At 63.8% G+C, this 15,459-nt stretch carries 15 protein-coding genes and 1 tRNA gene; 3 read left to right on the top strand and 13 right to left on the bottom strand.

All coding sequences use genetic code 11. From position 1 onward, the window contains the following. Position 1: 1 nt before the first annotated feature. The 3 genes from HAP48_RS18195 to HAP48_RS18185 all read right to left on the bottom strand — a co-directional run bounded on the left by HAP48_RS18195 (position 2) and on the right by HAP48_RS18185 (position 3,592). Positions 2 to 1,420 carry a UbiA family prenyltransferase gene (locus HAP48_RS18195; RefSeq protein ID WP_166211831.1) on the bottom strand — a complete coding sequence of 473 codons (1,419 nt, stop codon included), beginning with the start codon at positions 1,418 to 1,420 and terminating at the stop codon, positions 2 to 4. A gap of 190 nt (positions 1,421 to 1,610) precedes the next feature. Continuing rightward, on the bottom strand, positions 1,611 to 2,822 hold the full coding sequence (locus HAP48_RS18190) for a CaiB/BaiF CoA transferase family protein (RefSeq protein ID WP_166211834.1): 1,212 nt from the start codon (positions 2,820 to 2,822) through the stop codon (positions 1,611 to 1,613). Between the two features lie 2 nt (positions 2,823 to 2,824). Beyond that, entirely contained in the window at positions 2,825 to 3,592 is a 768-nt protein-coding gene (locus HAP48_RS18185) for an enoyl-CoA hydratase/isomerase family protein (RefSeq protein WP_166211837.1), read from the bottom strand. A 244-nt stretch (positions 3,593 to 3,836) separates the two neighbouring features. On the opposite strand from HAP48_RS18185, the gene HAP48_RS18180 reads away from it, so the two are divergent. Then, on the top strand, positions 3,837 to 4,898 hold the full coding sequence (locus tag HAP48_RS18180) for an AraC family transcriptional regulator (RefSeq protein WP_166211840.1): 1,062 nt from the start codon (positions 3,837 to 3,839) through the stop codon (positions 4,896 to 4,898). 15 nt (positions 4,899 to 4,913) lie between these two features. Here the strand turns inward: HAP48_RS18180 and HAP48_RS18175 are convergent, their stop codons facing one another. From HAP48_RS18175 to HAP48_RS18150, 6 genes are all read right to left on the bottom strand, one after another. Then, positions 4,914 to 5,066, bottom strand: coding sequence for a hypothetical protein (locus HAP48_RS18175; RefSeq protein WP_166211843.1), 153 nt, complete (start codon positions 5,064 to 5,066; stop codon positions 4,914 to 4,916). Between the two features lie 12 nt (positions 5,067 to 5,078). Next, a complete protein-coding gene (gene fahA, locus HAP48_RS18170; protein WP_166211846.1) occupies positions 5,079 to 6,428 on the bottom strand; it encodes a fumarylacetoacetase in 1,350 nt (449 codons plus the stop codon). Positions 6,429 to 6,471: 43 nt separating this feature from the next. Continuing rightward, positions 6,472 to 8,169, bottom strand: coding sequence for a cation/acetate symporter ActP (gene actP, locus HAP48_RS18165; protein WP_166211849.1), 1,698 nt, complete (start codon positions 8,167 to 8,169; stop codon positions 6,472 to 6,474). Further along, positions 8,166 to 8,489 (bottom strand): DUF485 domain-containing protein, encoded by a 324-nt coding sequence (locus tag HAP48_RS18160; RefSeq protein ID WP_166211853.1) that lies wholly within the window; start codon positions 8,487 to 8,489, stop codon positions 8,166 to 8,168. The genes actP and HAP48_RS18160 overlap by 4 nt, the downstream gene beginning before the upstream one ends. 257 nt (positions 8,490 to 8,746) lie before the next feature. Then, on the bottom strand, positions 8,747 to 9,322 hold the full coding sequence (locus HAP48_RS18155; RefSeq protein WP_224496502.1) for a cytochrome b: 576 nt from the start codon (positions 9,320 to 9,322) through the stop codon (positions 8,747 to 8,749). A 199-nt stretch (positions 9,323 to 9,521) separates the two neighbouring features. Then, positions 9,522 to 10,949 (bottom strand): MFS transporter, encoded by a 1,428-nt coding sequence (locus HAP48_RS18150; protein WP_210292656.1) that lies wholly within the window; start codon positions 10,947 to 10,949, stop codon positions 9,522 to 9,524. 188 nt (positions 10,950 to 11,137) lie between these two features. Here HAP48_RS18150 and HAP48_RS18145 point away from each other — a divergent pair, with 188 nt between their 5' ends. Continuing rightward, positions 11,138 to 12,043, top strand: coding sequence for a LysR family transcriptional regulator (locus HAP48_RS18145; RefSeq protein WP_166211856.1), 906 nt, complete (start codon positions 11,138 to 11,140; stop codon positions 12,041 to 12,043). Positions 12,044 to 12,062: 19 nt separating this feature from the next. Here HAP48_RS18145 and HAP48_RS50040 read toward each other — a convergent pair whose 3' ends face one another. From HAP48_RS50040 to HAP48_RS18130, 4 genes are all read right to left on the bottom strand, one after another. Then, positions 12,063 to 12,194: a hypothetical protein gene (locus tag HAP48_RS50040; RefSeq protein WP_275949048.1), complete on the bottom strand. Its 132-nt coding sequence runs from the start codon at positions 12,192 to 12,194 to the stop codon at positions 12,063 to 12,065. Positions 12,195 to 12,346: 152 nt separating this feature from the next. After that, positions 12,347 to 12,423: transfer RNA gene (locus tag HAP48_RS18140), tRNA-Arg, on the bottom strand. A gap of 114 nt (positions 12,424 to 12,537) precedes the next feature. Further along, positions 12,538 to 13,518, bottom strand: a complete 981-nt coding sequence (locus HAP48_RS18135; RefSeq protein ID WP_166211860.1) for an alpha/beta hydrolase — start codon at positions 13,516 to 13,518, stop codon at positions 12,538 to 12,540. Between the two features lie 36 nt (positions 13,519 to 13,554). Continuing rightward, a complete protein-coding gene (locus HAP48_RS18130) occupies positions 13,555 to 14,424 on the bottom strand; it encodes an MBL fold metallo-hydrolase (RefSeq protein WP_166211863.1) in 870 nt (289 codons plus the stop codon). A 123-nt stretch (positions 14,425 to 14,547) separates the two neighbouring features. On the opposite strand from HAP48_RS18130, the gene HAP48_RS18125 reads away from it, so the two are divergent. Further along, positions 14,548 to 15,456 carry a LysR family transcriptional regulator gene (locus tag HAP48_RS18125; RefSeq protein ID WP_166211866.1) on the top strand — a complete coding sequence of 303 codons (909 nt, stop codon included), beginning with the start codon at positions 14,548 to 14,550 and terminating at the stop codon, positions 15,454 to 15,456. The last annotated feature ends 3 nt before the right edge of the window (positions 15,457 to 15,459 follow it).

The following is a 15,459-nucleotide window of genomic DNA, read 5'->3' as shown; positions in this document are numbered from 1 at the left end:
GCTAGATGGCGGCGAGCATGATGACGCCGATCGCGCCGAGGGCGACCCAGCTGGCGCGATCCCTCAGCGCGAACGTCACCGGATCGTCGTCGATCAGGCCGCGCTGCGCGAACAGCATCACGCGGCCGATCCAGTACATCAGGATCGGGCAGCCGACCCAAAGCAGTTGCGGATGGCTGTACATCGCGCGAACCGTATCGGACGAGATGTAGAGCGTGAAGATCACGACGGCGTTGAAGCCCGACGCAGCCGCAAGGATCGCGACCATCGCCTTGTCCTCGATCTGGTAGCCGCGTGCCGCCAGCACGGCGCCGTCCGGCTGGCTGGCGAGCTCGGTGTAGCGCTTCACCAGCGCCAGCGACATGAAGATGAACAGCGAGAACGCAAGCAGCCATTCCGACATCGGCACGTCGATCGCGACCGCGCCGCCGATCACGCGCACGGTGTAAAGCGTGGCAAGCACGACGACGTCGACGGTCGCGATGCGCTTGAGCCAGAGCGAATAGGACGTGGTCAGCGCAAAATAGCCGAGCAGGACGCCGCCGAACTCGATTGATATCGGCATGGCGATCGCGAATGCGGCTGTTAGCGCCAGGGCCATCGCGCGGACGGCCTGCGACGGCGTGATGGCGCCGCTTGCGATCGGACGGTTGCGCTTGCTCGGATGCGCGCGATCGGCCGTGATGTCGAGAAGATCGTTCAGGATGTAGGCGCTCGATGCACAGAGCGAGAATGCGATCACCGCGAGCAGCGACGTCGCGGCCGACCCCAGCGCGAATTTGTGTGCGGTCAACAGCGGCACCAGCACCAGGGCGTTCTTGGCGTATTGATGCACCCTGAACAGCTTCAGCCAGCCGCGCACATCGGCGCGCGGAGGCGCGGCCAGCTCGGATGCGGCGGGGCGCGCCACGGACGACGCGAAATCGGGCAGTGCGGCCGTCGCGCCGCCGATGTAGTCGAAACCTTGAAGGAGCGCGGAAGGAAAGTCGTCGCTCTGTGCGGCCGGCGACTGGCTTCCCGGCGCGGCCGCCCAAGCGGTGAAGACGCCGAGATGCTCGGCAACCGCACTGACGAACGGCTCGGGATAGGTTTCCGAGCAGAGATAGACCGGACGGCCTTCGCCCAAGACCTGCAACAGGAACGTCACGGTGTCGCGGTCGAATTGCGCGCGGGACGGATCGAAGCGAGAGGCACCAGCGGCATGCGCCGATCGCGCTTCCGGTTCGAAGGCGGTGGCAATCGCCGCAGCGATGGCGCGAAAGCGGCCGGCAATCCCGGAGGGGAAATCCGCCGGGAAAGAGCTTTCCCCGATCATGACCTCGTCGACATCGACGACGAGCGGCCGGCTCCTTGACGGCAACGGATCGCGGAGGGCGTCGCGATCGCCCTGCTCAACCCGTTCTGGAAAACTAGCTCGCATGCGCGCGGTGTTCCGATGCCCCCTCCCCATTGTCCCGGGCTTTCCCTAACGCCGGGTGAACTTGTCGGGTGAACTTGGGCGCGGAATGGCAGGCGCGGCCAGGGCGGCTTCGCGGCCAATTCCCGGCCGCGACCAAACGGCGGCCGGTCACCGGCCTGCCGACCGCCTCCGCGACGACCGCCCGAAACGCCTATCGGCGGCTGAGCAGGATGCCACGCTGCTGCAGATCCCTGACGGTTTCGGACGGGATATCGAGCTCATCGAGGATGGCTTCATTATGCTCGCCCTGATATGCGGGCACGCCGGGGGACGGCAGCTCCGAGCCGCTGAAGATCCAGGGGTTGCCCGGCATGCGCACCAGACCGCCGGCGCGGTCGTCGACCCCGACCACCGCATTCCACTCCTTGACCCAGTCGGAGCTTGCGAATTCGTTGACGGTTCTCACCTGCCCGACCGCAAGCCCCGCCTCGCTCACCTGCGCCTGCAATTGCTCGAGATTTTCGAATGTCGTGAGCCAGGCACGAATTTCGGCGAGCAGACTTGCGAGGTTGTCCCTGCGCAGCCTGGCGGTGGCGTAGCGCGGATCGGCCAGCAGATCGCTACGCCGCATCATCGCGCAGTAGCGCGTGAACATCGGCGAATAGATCGGGCTGGCGGCGATCGTCAGCCGCGTGCCGTCGGACATTTCGAAGATATGGGATTCGTTGGCCGAGAGCGCGATCGGCTCACCGTCGGTATCGACCTCCGACAGCATCGCGCCGGCGCGCTCGTTGACCGACAGCATGGTCGCGGCCATCGACACGTCGACATGCTGGCCCTCGCCGGTCCGGTTGCGATGCTGGAGCGCGGCGAGCACGGCAATCACGCCCTGCAGTCCGGTATAGACATCGGCATGACTGCAGGAATCGCCGCGCGGTTCGGACAACGCCGCGCCGAAATGATCCTGCACGATCGAGGTGAGGCCGGTCTCGGCCTGCACCGTCGGTGCGAAGGCCGGCCGGTTTCGCCAGGAGGTGGACTGCCCGTAGCCGCTGAGCGACACGTAGATGACGCCGGGGTTGAACGCGCGGACGTCGTCATAGCCGAAGCCGAACCGCGCCAGGGTGCCGGGCCGAAAATTCTCGACGACGACGTCGGCGTCGCGGCACAGGCTGGCGACGATCTCGCGCGCCTCGGCGTAGTTCAAGTCGATGCTGAGATTTCGCTTCCCGGCATTCTGTTGCACGAAATACAGACCCATGCCGTTCACAAAAGGCAGCCCGGCGCGGCCGATATCGCCGGATGGCGGCTCGATCTTGGTGACCTCGGCGCCGAGGTCGCGCAGCGCCTTGGTGCAATGCGGGCCGGCCAGCACGCGGGTGAAATCGACCACCCGCAGGCCCTGCAGCGGTGCAGCAGACATCGTCAGTCTCCCTCGAAGACGGCAGTTGCAGGACCGGATGCAAAGAAGGCATCGGCACCGCGCTGACGATCCCTGGCCTGCCAGATCATGTCGTTGATCTCGACCTGCCGCGCATCGGCGGCGGCGATGCCGCCGCGCGCCTCGAGGTTCGCCTGCATCTTGATGCCGTTGATGACCTTGGTCGGGCCCGCGGCGAGTTGCCGGGCCAGGATCATCGACGACGCCGCAAGCTCCGCTTCCGGGACGACGAGATTGATGATGTTCCAGCGCTCGAATGTCTGGGGCGTGTGACGCCGACCGAGCATCGAGATCTCCTTGGCGCGCGCGATCCCGGCGCGCTGGGCGATCCGCTGGGTACCGCCGAGCAGCGGCAGCAAGCCGACCGCCACCTCGACCTGGCCGAAGAAGGCGGTGTCGGCAGCGACGATCATGTCGCAGGTCAACGCGAGTTCGAGGCCACCGCCGAGCGCGCCGCCGTTGACGGCGGCGACCGTGGGCACCGGCACATCCTCGAGGCTGCGCCAGACCTTTTCGAGCCCGGCCTGATCGGTATGCAGCTTGGTGCCCGTTCCCCAGGACGCCATCTCCGCACCGGCGCAGAAATGCCGCATCGCGCTGCGCAGCAGGATGGCGCGGCAGCCGGCCGCGACCACTGTGTGGTAGGCGCCGACCACTGCATTGATGAGTTGATCGTCGAGCAGATTATGCGGCGGTTTGGCCAGCGTGACCACGCCGACCTTGCCGTCGATCTCGTGAGTTACAATCGTCATGCCGTTCCCTCGCTCGATCCTGGGCCAACAGCCGGCTTCCGCCGCAGAACCGCGGCTGGCTGGCGTTTCCCCATCGCGGGCTGCTTTGCACAGTTCCCGCCGTTCTCAACGGTTTGAATGTCGCTCGTCATAACAAGCGTGACAACGTCAAGCTCTGCCAATTATGATGTCGAAAATTGCCAAGCGGCCGGGAGAGCCGATTCATCCGCCTGTCAAACTGTGCCAGGTGGACGCGGAGGAAGCCATGAAGCCGATCAAGATCGTGATGCCGATCTCGAGCGATCCCGATGCACCGACGCAGAGCCTGCTCGGCCTCGGTGCGCTCGCCGCTGAGCTCGCAGCACAGGGCGTCTCGGTTCGCGAGCTGTTCGCGCGCACCGGTCTCGATGCCACACAACTGGAAGATCCGCACGCGCGGATCTCGCATCGCCAGCGGCTGGCGATCTACCGCAACGCCATCAGGCTGGCGAAACGATCCGACATCGGACTGCTCGCCGGCGCGCGGCAGCGCATCAGCGATTACGGCATCTACGGCTATGCGCTGGTGTCGAGCCGGACATTTGGCGAGGCGCTGTTGTTCTCGCTCGATCACATCACCATGGCCGGACCTGCCGTGCGGCAGATCAGCTTCCGGATCGAGCACGGCACCACCGCGATCCTGCGCAGCCATGGGCTCGATCCGCTCGGCGAGCTCTTGCCATTTGCCGCGGAATTCTGGCGCAGCTCGATGACGGCGGTGTTCAGCCGCGTGCTTGAAGCACCCTTCCCGAGCAAGCGGATGATCTTTCCGTTCGCGCCGCCTGTGCATTGGCGCAACTACGAACGGATGTTCAACTGCCCGATCGACTTTGCTGCCGATCGCATGGAGTGGCACTTCGACGCCAAGGTCCTCGATCTGCCGTGCCCGAACGCAAATCCGATCACGGCCAAGATCTGCCAGCAGCTCTGCGACGTCGTGATGACCGAGCGTCCCGGCGAATCCGAGCTTGCCAGGCGGATTCGCGCCGCGTGCCTCAACAGTCCCAACCGGTTTCCGGCCGCACCGGAGATTGCTGCCCAGCTCGGGCTCTCGTTGCGAACCTTTCACCGCAGGCTGGCGGAGGACGGCCAGTCCTACCAGACGATCGTCGATGGGATGCGGCGGTCGGTGGCGACCGAGCTGCTCGAGAACACCCATCTGGCAATCGATCAGGTCGCCGAGCGCGTGGGCTTTGCCGACGCGACCAGTTTTCGAAAGGCCTTCAAGAAATGGACCAACCGCTCGCCCTCGGATTTTCGCCATCCGGAGCCACGGGAGCAAACCTAATGCGCGGTGATCGCGCTAGAACGCCCCGACCAGCATGATTGCCAAGCGCACGATCAGCAACAGGGACAGTCCGACCACCAGCGCCAGGAACTGTCCGAAGCGAACCTCGTCCGGATCGAGTGGAGAAGCCGACAGGTAGGCGCCGAAGAGCAAAGATTGACATTCCATGACGGCCCTCCATCAAGCATGCGTGCTTGCGGCGATGACGGTCTCAGCCGGCTCGATCCTGCCGGCGCACGATCCGAACCCGATGCTGGCATAGCCGTCCCTCATGCATTTGCCGCGAAGGATTATCTCGTCGCCATCCTGCAGGAAGCCGCGGCTCTCGCCATTCGAAAGCATTGCCGGTTGCGTCCCTGCGGCCGTGAGCTCAAGCATGCTCGAGAGCTGCGCCGGGCTTGGTCCCGAAATGGTGCCGGTGCCGATCAGATCGCCCGGCTGCAGGTTGCAGCCGTTGATCGAGTGGTGCGCCACCATCTGCGCCGGCGTCCAGTACAGGTATTTGGCATTCGAGGTGAGAATCGCTGCGGCGGGCTGGTGCGCGGCCCGCATCTGCGCAGTCGCGAGCAGCGCCTCGAGATGGACATCGAGCCCGCCATGGGACTGGTCGGCCGTATCGAACAGGTAATCGAGCGGACGCGGATCGGTCTGCGGGCGCACCAGCGCCGGGACGCGGAACGGAGCCAGCGCATCTGCGGTGACAACCCAAGGTGAGACCGACGTGGCAAAGCTCTTGCTGAGGAACGGTCCTAGCGGAAACATCTCCCAGCGCTGGATATCGCGTGCCGACCAGTCGTTCAGCAGCGAATAACCGATGACCTGCTGCGATGCCTCGGAGATCGGGACAGGCCGGCCGAGCTGGTTTCCGGCGGCGAGGTAGAAGCCCATCTCGAGCTCGAAATCCAGTCGCTCGCAGGCCCCGAACGTCGGCGCTCCGCCGGCCGCGGCGGGCGGGCGCTGTCCGAGCGGCCGCCGTACCGCGCCCCGCCCGACCTGCACGGACGATGCCCGTCCGTGATAGGCGATCGGGACCCATTTGTAGTTCGCCGGAAGCGGATTTTCCGGCGTCAGCAGCGCACCGGCCGCTTGCGCGTGATAGATGCCGGCATAGAAATCCGTGTAGTTCGACACCCGCGTCGGCAGATGGAGGGTCACGTCCGCCATCGGCGTCAGCACATCCGAGGCACGGCGCCTGATCTCGTTGGCCGCGCTGCCCTGGCCGAGCAGTTCCGCCGCGCGGCGCCGCACCACCCGCGTCGCGGCCGGTCCGAGCGAGAACAACGCATTGAACGTGCTGTCCTGCAAGGCCCGCCGGATCGACTCGCCGAGATCCTCGTCCGAACCGAGTGCCCGCTTCAGGTCAAACACCCTATCCCCGATCGCCGTACCTACCCTCGGCTGCGGCTCGGCCGCGGTGGAGAAAATGCCGAGTGGCAGATTCTGAATCGGGAAATCGGTCTCGTTGCCGTTTGCAGTCTCGACAAAGCTTCGCCGTGCCGGATCGTGCGTCTCGTCGAGCAGATTGGTCATGCTGTCCTTCTGGCTCGGCGGTCAGTGCAGTCTGCGCCGGATTTCACGAGGCTGCCGCCGCCAGGCCGGGGCGTTCAACGGCCAAAGCCGTTCCGATCTCGGACTGGATGAATTGCGCTGCGAACGCCTCGCGTTCGCGCGACGCACGCGCGCTGCGATCCGTCACCGAGAACAGCCACACGAACAGGAAGGCGAGTGGCATCGAGAACAGCGCGGGATTATCGTAAGGGAACAGCGCCGATGGAAAGCCCAGGACGGCAACCCAGACCGTCTTGCTCAGCACGACGAGGACGACCGATGCGGCCAGCCCGGCGAGACCACCGGCGACGGCGCCGCGCGTCGTCGTGCCGCGCCAGAACATCGCCATGACAAGCACCGGGAAATTGCAGCTTGCGGCAACCGACAGCGCGAGTCCCGCCATGAACGCAACGTTCTGGTTCTCGAAGACATAGGCCAGAAGAACCGCAGCGACGCCGATTGCCATCGCCGCGATCTTCGAGATCAGGACCTCGCGCGCCTCCGGCGCTTTTCCGCCGCACATCACCTGGCCGTAGATGTCGTGACTGACGGCCGAGGCACCGGCGAGCGTCAGTCCGGCGACGACCGCAAGAATGGTTGCAAAGGCGACCGCTGAAATGAAGCCCAGCAGGACCGGGCCACCCATCGCATGGGCGAGGTGGATCGACGCCATGTTCGGTCCGCCAATCAGATCGACGATCTTGTTGAACTGGCCGGATGCCGCGACGTTGAAATAACTGGGATCCGCCATCAGGATCGCCGCGGCGGCAAATCCCAGCACGGGAATCACCCAGCAGAAGTACGCCACACAAGTGGTCGCATAGAACACGGATTTGCGGGCAGCCGCAGCATCCTTCACGGTAAAGAACCGCATCAGGATGTGCGGCAGGCCGGCCGTGCCGAACACCAGCGCCAATCCGAGAGAGACCGCCGAGACCGGTTCGGCAAACAATCCGCCAGGCGCAAGGATCGCAGCCCCCTTGGGATGGATCCGGCTTGTGGCCTCGAGCAACCGCCCGAGGCTGAAATCGAAGTGCCACAACGCGGCAAGCGCGAGCAGCGTTCCGCCGCAGATCAACAGCACCGCCTTCGTGATCTGAACCCACGTGGTCGCCTGCATGCCGCCGACGATGACGTAGAGCATCATCAGAACACCGACACCGACGACCGCCAGGATGTAGTTGATGCCGAACAGGAGCTGGATCACCTTGCCCGCTCCGATCAGTTGCGCGATCAGATAGAACAGGACGACGACGAGGCTTCCAGTCGCGGCGACGAGCCGGACCGACGTGCGGTCGAGACGAAACGCGGCCGCATCCGCGAACGTGTAGCTTCCCAGGTTGCGCATGCGTTCCGACATCAGGAACAGCACGATCGGCCAACCCGTGAGAAATCCGAGCGCATAGATGAAGCCGTCGAATCCGTTGGCGTAGACCAGCGCCGAGATGCCGAGAAATGCGGCCGCCGACAGAAAGTCGCCGGCGGTCGCCAGCCCGTTCTGCAGCGGCGTGATCGAATGTCCGGCGGTATAGAAGCCGGCCTTCGAGCGCGTGCTGCCTGCCGAACGGTAGGTGATGACGAGCGTGATGGCGACGATCAGGGCGAACATCCCGATCGCGATCCAGTCGGTTCCACGCCCGCCCGTCACGGAGGCGCTTTGCGCCATCGCCGCGAACGGAACGGCCACAACGAGCGCTGCGGCCAGCAAACATCTGAAGATCATCGGCCAAGCTCCCGGTTGACAGTGCGGGTGAGTTCGTCGAACCGCGCATTCGACCGCTGCACATAGATGCCCGTGAAAATCACGACCGCCGCGACCATGGCGAGCGCGAGCGCGAGCGCGAAGCCCAGCGGCATGGCACTTCCCGCGATGCTCGCACCAAGTGCGGCTCTCACGGTCGAAATCAGCGCGATGAAGCCGAAGAACATCACCAGCGTCAGGATGGACAGGCTCCATCGCAGCCTGGCGCGTCCCGAGACAAGCTCCTTGAATGCCGCATCGGCAAGAATCTGCTGCGTCCGCTCACGGGTCAGTTGCGACATCCGGCTCCTCCCTCGGAGACATTGCGGACTGCCGTTCCCCGCCTGCGCGCGGTGCGTAGCAGAAGATCAAGGCTCCGGAGGCGTCTCCCTCGTTATGTTGCGAGCATCGGAATCCCGACCGCATCGGGCAAGGTGATATCCTGCCAAACTCCGCGTGATTTCATGCCACGCCGCGGTCCTGACGCTATTGGAGGAAGCGACGATGGCAGACCGGCGCGACAGGCACGAGCTCCGTGGCCTGCCCGCGCGCGCAAGCTTCAGCGTCGGGGCGGCAGCATTCGCCCGAGAACCTCGTCTTTCTTGACGAAGTGGTGCCAAGCGACGGCTGCGACGTGCGCGGCGAGAACCGCATAGATCACGTAGGCTCCTAGACCATGCAAGGTCTGGCCAACATGGGCTAAAGCGTCATCTCGGGGTAGCAACCGAGGCCATTGAAACAAACCGAACCACGGTAGCGAGTAGCCGCCCGCGCCGGAGAACATATAACCCGTCAGCGGCATGAACAGCATAAGCACGTAGAGAACGAGATGGGCGGCTTCGGCGGCGATATGGGTCAGTCGTCCGAGCGGGCGCGCATAGCCTGGCGCGCCCACCGCGAGTCGATAGGCGACGCGGAAGGCAAGCAGCACCAGGGCGCTCATGCCGAGCGACTTGTGGACCTCAAGCAAGGCCCTTCGCGACGGCGTGCCGGGGGTCTGTAGCCAGCAATAAAAACCGATGACGATGGCGAGGAGGATGATGGCCGCCATCACCCAGTGAAAGCTACGCTGAACGCGGTCGAAGCGCGGCAGCTGATTGTCTTCGTGGTCGGTTATGTTCACATCTGTAGTCACGATAACCACCAACCTTTGCGCGCCCGTGTTTGACTTTCGGAATGAATTGGCCTGCGCAATCACTGTAACAGGACCGGATGCTACAATAGCGGATCCTGCCGGACAGTTCGTCGAGCGGCTGTGCTCGAGCTGTGCAAGGATCCCTGCAGAATTTGGCAGCACTGCGCCTCATCGTTAAGAAGGGCTCTTCCGCGCTCATTCAAAAACTTCCGGGAGCTTGACGCTGAGATTGACCGAATCTTATCCGTCTGATCCGGGGCTTCCAGGCCAACAGGATCAGCATCAGTGAAGACACCGCCGCCGGCATGGCCACCGCAAAGAATAAATCCGCATTGGACCAGTTCATGCGGATCAATTCGCCGCCGATCACCGGGCCAAGAATGGAGCCGATTCGCCCAACGCCCAGACTCCAACCCACGCCCGTTGAACGCAGCGCTGTCGGGTAGTAGATGGCCGCCATCGCGTTCACGGCGGGCTGGCCGCCGACGATGCACAACCCTGTAATGCTCACCACCATGACGAGCATTGCCAGTGAAAGACCCGGTTGCCCGATAGTGGCGATAGTAACCGTCGCCACGAGGAAGACCGGCACAAGAACCTTGAGAAAGCCTATGCGGTCGATGATCGGGCCCATCAGCAGAGTCCCCGCGACACCGCCGATCTGTAGCGCTGTGCCGAGAAGCACGGCGGTCGACGTTGAAAAGCCCGCGCTCTTGGCAATGGTGGGGAGCCAGTTGGACAGGAAATACAGGTTCAGCAAATTCATGAAGTTGATGATCCACAGCAGCAGCGTCGTTCGCGCGCGTCCACCGCGGAACAGCTCGACGACGGGTACGGACTTGTGATCAGGTTCGGACATAATGAAGCGTGTGTTCGCCGTCACCACGAGGGCGGGGTCTATGCGCCGCAGACAGGCCGCCACCTGGTCCAGCCCTTTCCCGTGCAGCACCGAAAAGAGCAGGGATTCAGGAATCTGCGCAAATATCGCTATCGCAAGCAGCAGGGGAATTACGCCGCCAACGACAAAGATGGATTGCCAGCCCCAGATCGGTATCAATGCCGCTGAAATGATGCCCCCGAGAACGGCGCCAATCGTGAAACCGCAGGACACCAGCATCATCAGCGTCACGCGGTTACGTTTGGGGCTGAATTCGCCGGCCAGCGCCATTGCATTGGGCATGATGGCGCCAAGACCAAAGCCGGTCAGGAGCCGTATCCATCGCAGATCTTCGATGGTGGTGACAAATGGCGTCGCAAGCATGCAGAGAGCAAAGGCCAGTGTGGCCCAGATCAACACCGGGCGCCGACCCAATCGGTCAGCGAGCAGGCTGAAGAGCAGCGACCCGAGCAACATCCCAAGGAGGCCAGCGCCGAATACCGGCCCGAGCGAGGCCTTGTCCACGCCCCATGCCTCAATGATTGCTGGAGCAACAAAGCCCATCGCCTGAACGTCGAACCCGTCAATGATGACGGTAAGACCGAGCAGCACGAGAACCCATGCTTGAAATGCGCCAACCGGCTTCGCATCGATGACGGCTGGAATATCGATCACATCATCCGGACGAAGTTCCCCCGTCACTCCGAAACGAGAACTCGGCAAGGTCGCATCGTTCTGAATATTGAACACGTTTCACTCCACGATGCTGCGGCATGAATCCAGGCTGGCGCACTGTATGAGTAGATCGCAGTTGACAGAAAGGCATTGCGCGGCAAATCATTTATGCCATCGCGGCACAAATCGGCTGGAGCTGGATATGCGCGATGTTGATTGGGCAACTGCTATGCGGGTGCCGAACCGGTGAAAGGGCCGATTGCATGAACAAGCTTGGTCCAGGCAACCTGAGCACCGTGGAATTGTTTTGCGCGGCTGCCGAAGCCCGAAGCTTCACCGCGGCAGCGGCCAAGCTCGGCACCACGCCTTCCGCTGTCAGCAAGGCGGTGCAGCGGCTGGAAAATCGGTTGAGTACCAAACTATTCCAACGGAACACGCGGGCCATCCGTCTGACCGATGACGGCCGAACCTACTATGCCGCTTGTCGTGATTCATTGGAGAACATTCAAAATGCCGAGAGGATACTCGCGCGTCACCGCAGCACGCCGCGCGGCGTACTGCGCTTAAGCTTGCCCGACAGTTATGGCGTCAAGCGCGTGATCCCGTTGGTCCCACGATATGTCGAACGGTATCTGGGCCAGGTCAAAGTTGTGGTCTCGTTGAGCAATTCGCTGATCGGCTTTGTAGAGCAGGATTTTGACATGTCGATTCGATTGGGGGGAGCGAGCGACTCGAGGCTCGTCGCTCGCAAATTGCACGAAGCTCACTACTGCATCGCGGCTTCGCCGGCCTATCTTCGTCGAAACGGTATTCCAAGCCGACCTGAAGACCTGCAGCAGCACAGCTGCATCGGGCTCCTTTTGCCCGACACCGGGCAGGTTATGCCTTGGGCGTTTTCGGAAGAAGGCGGTGGTAGTCACCATGTCACCGTTCATCCGACCATGACGTTTGACAACCCATTCGGCGCTGTTGCCGCCGCACTCAGCGACGGTGGATTCGTGCGGTTGCTCGATTTCACCATTCAGGATTATCTCCTTAACGGTCGTTTGGTCGAAGTATTGACGGAATTCCGCCCCCCGCCTCAAACCGTCTCGGCCGTTTACCCGAGCAATCGTCACGTGCCGGCGAAAGTCCGGACCTTTCTGGATTTTCTCGTCGAATCAATTTGATGCGCCAATACTGCGTCCTTCAACTTCCGATCTGCGTGTGACGGAGCACGGGCAGCGCTTCACCATCGGCGAAGGCGCCGAACAACGAGTGCGGAATGATGGGCGAGGCGAGGCCGGACGCAGCCGCCTGTTTGGCGTATTTCGCGGCCACTGATGGGTCCAACGTGTTCACCGAAACGCGTATGCCCACGCCCGGCTGGACCAGCGTCACGGTGACCAGGCCGGCAGGCACGCGGGGAGCAATTGCAACCCACGTAATGTGTTCGAAGGCGTGACGCTGTGGGGCGGTGACGGTCGATTAAATGGCGATCCCGGGAAGACTCGAACTTCCGACCTACGGTTTAGGAAACCGTCGCTCTATCCGGCTGAGCTACGGGACCGCGAACCCGCAGCGAAGCATGCGGGCATGGCATCCCATAGCAGAGGCGGAGGCCTTTCGGAAGCCTCCGAAGCGAGCGTCTGATGCGGGCTCCCGATCGAAAAACTGACTCCTGTCACCGCGGCTGCCGGTCCGGCGGGCTTTGCTCGAGGAACTGGTCGACGGCGCCAAACACCTGCCAGCGATTGCTTTCCAGGAACAGGGAATGGGTGGCTTCGCCGATCTCGACCCAGCGCCGGTAGGGCGCGGCGGTCAATTGGCCGAACACGGCGCGCGACATCTCGAGCGGACAGTCGCGATCCCACTCGCCGTGGACGATCAGGACCGGCACGGTGAGCCGGGCCGGATCGTAGAGCGGCTTGCCCGCGGCCCAGAACTGGCGGCTATCGATCACCGTGCCGTTCGGCGCCATCAACTGCGACGGGCCGGGTCCGGCCTGGCCGCAGGCAAACGTCGCATCGGCCCAGGCGTTGAACCAGTGATCCGGCAGCAGCGCTGCCGCCTTGTCCGCAGGGACCCCGTTCAGCCAACGGTCCTTCGCGGCGGACCGATCGACGATGCGGAAGGCCCCGAGCGGGCCGCCGGCGTCGGCGAGACTCGGCGTGTCACGCAGCCATTGCGGCGCGATCAGGATGAGCCTGGCGACGGCATCGGGGTTCTCATTGGTGTAGCGCGACATTAATGTCGTACCCCATGACCAGCCGATCAGATTGATCCTCGCCAGATTACGGCGTGCGCGGATGAATGCGACCACGCTGCCGACGTCGCGAACGGCCACCGGCGTCCGCACGATCGGCGCATTGACGCTCGCAGGCAGCGCCATCTCCGGCGGACGCGTCGAACTGCCGTAACCCCTGACATCGACGAGGTAGACGTCGTGCCCCTGCTCGGCGAGGTGATCCATCCAGGACACACCATCGAGCCTCAGGTCGAACGAGGTCGAGGCCGGATAGGTCGAGCCCGCCACGAACAGGATCGTGTTGCCGGGCGTGAACCGGGCCAGGTCGGCGCGGCGCTTGTTGCGCACGAACAGGCTGATGCCGGCGGTATCGCTCGGCACCATCATCTCTTCGGTCACGATGTCAGGCAAACTCATGTTGCGGTCGTCCTCGTTCTTCTGGTCTCGCGGGCGTCACGCGAAGCGCCAGTCGAACCGGTCGCCGCGGCGGATGACGCGGCCGGCCGACGAGGCGGCAAAATGCGCGGTGAACACCGTGGCGCCGCTTTCCGCCGCCTGCTCCAGCAGCCAGCGGCGGGATTGGCGCGCACGCACAGGGTCCTCGCAGAAGGCGCTGTTCCAGTCGGGACGAAACACCTGCAGCGGCTGATGCATGATATCGCCGCTAAAGAATCCGGATTGGCCGGCATTGGCAAGCCTGATCGCCACGTGACCTATGCTGTGGCCCGGCGTCGGGTGAAAGGTGAGGCCATCGCCGACCTCGCCTTCGCCATCGACGATCTCGGCCTGCCCGCTTGCGACCACCGGCAGCACGCTATCCTCATAGACGCCGGCATTGAACCCCTCGCGCCCGGCCGGACCGCGCCAATGATCGTATTCGGCTTTCGAGAACAAATATCGCGCATTCGGAAAGGTCGGCACCCATCGGCCATCCACCAGCCGCGTATTCCAGCCGCAATGATCGACATGAAGATGCGTGCACATGACGTAATCGACAGCGTCAGGCGAGACGCCGGCCTCCGCCAACCGCTCGAGGAACGGCAGGTTCAATTGGTGAAAACGCGGCAGGCCGGGCCGGTTCTTGTGATTGCCGGCGCAGCAGTCGATCAGGATGGTGTGGTGCCGGGTTCGCAGCACCCAGCTGTGCACGCTGGCAATGAATCGCCCTTCTGTCACGTCGAGACAGTCGGGAATCATCAGCGCTTTGTGCTCGTCGAGCACGCGCGGATCCCAGTCCGGAAACAGGAAGCCAGGGGCAAATCCGGCGCCGCATTGTTCGGTCACCCGCCGGACCGTCACGTCGCCGATCGAATGGCAGCTCATGGCCTGCATCCCTTCCTGCACCGCAGTTCGCGTCGGCGATCACGGGCGCCGAACCTTGTTGCCTCAATGCCTCGCGGCATGCGATAATTGAAATCGATAGACTACATAACAGGCATAAGCCTCATGGATATGAACGCCCACACGCTGCCATTGCTGGTTTCGCTCAGCGTGATGCTCGACGAGCGCAACGTGACCCGCGCGGCGGCGCGGCTTGGCCTCAGCCAGCCCGCGCTCTCCGCGCAACTGGCGCGGCTGCGCGACGTCTTCGGCGATCAGCTGCTGACGCCGGCGGCATCGGGCAAGGGCATGGTGCTGACGCCCTGCGCGATCAAGCTGCGGGAGCCGCTGCGCGACGCGCTGCGGCGGCTCGACGACGTGGTGCGCACCCCGCCGGTGTTCGAGCCGAAGAGTTCGCAGCGGACTTTTGCGATCGGCGCCAACGACAATGCCAGCGCCATGCTGGGCGGGCGGCTGGTGCAGCGGATGCGCCGCAGCGGCGCCGCGACCACCCGGCTGGCGTTTCGCGCCGTCGACCCGGCACGGCTTGCGGCACAGCTCGAAGCTGGCGAGATCGACATCGCACTGGTCTCGAAGAACGCGCTGCCGAACGGGATGCCGCACAGGCCGCTGCTGGAAGAGCGCTTCATGATGGCGCAACGCAAGGCGCATCCGCGCGGCTCACGTCGGCCGTCGCTGAAGGAATATGCATCGCTCGAACACGTCATCGTCTCCGGAGACGGCGGCAGCTTTCGCGGCTTCGTCGACGACATCCTCGCGGCACGAGGCCTGACCCGGCGCGTCGGGGTCTCCGTGCAACATTACAGCGTCGTGCCTGTCATCCTGCAGTCGACCGATTTCGTCTGCACGCTGCCGGCGCGGTTCCTCGCGCGTTATTCCAATGTGCTCACCGCCATCGGGCTGCCGTTCGACGCCGGGCATTTCTCGCTCTACGCGACCTGGCACGCACGCTTCGACAACGATCCCGGCCATGTCTGGCTGCGGGATCTGCTTGCAGACTGTGCGGAAGATTAGCGC

Source organism: Bradyrhizobium septentrionale, from assembly GCF_011516645.4.
GTDB classification, from domain to species: domain Bacteria; phylum Pseudomonadota; class Alphaproteobacteria; order Rhizobiales; family Xanthobacteraceae; genus Bradyrhizobium; species Bradyrhizobium septentrionale.
This window is presented reverse-complemented; position numbering and strand designations above follow the sequence as displayed.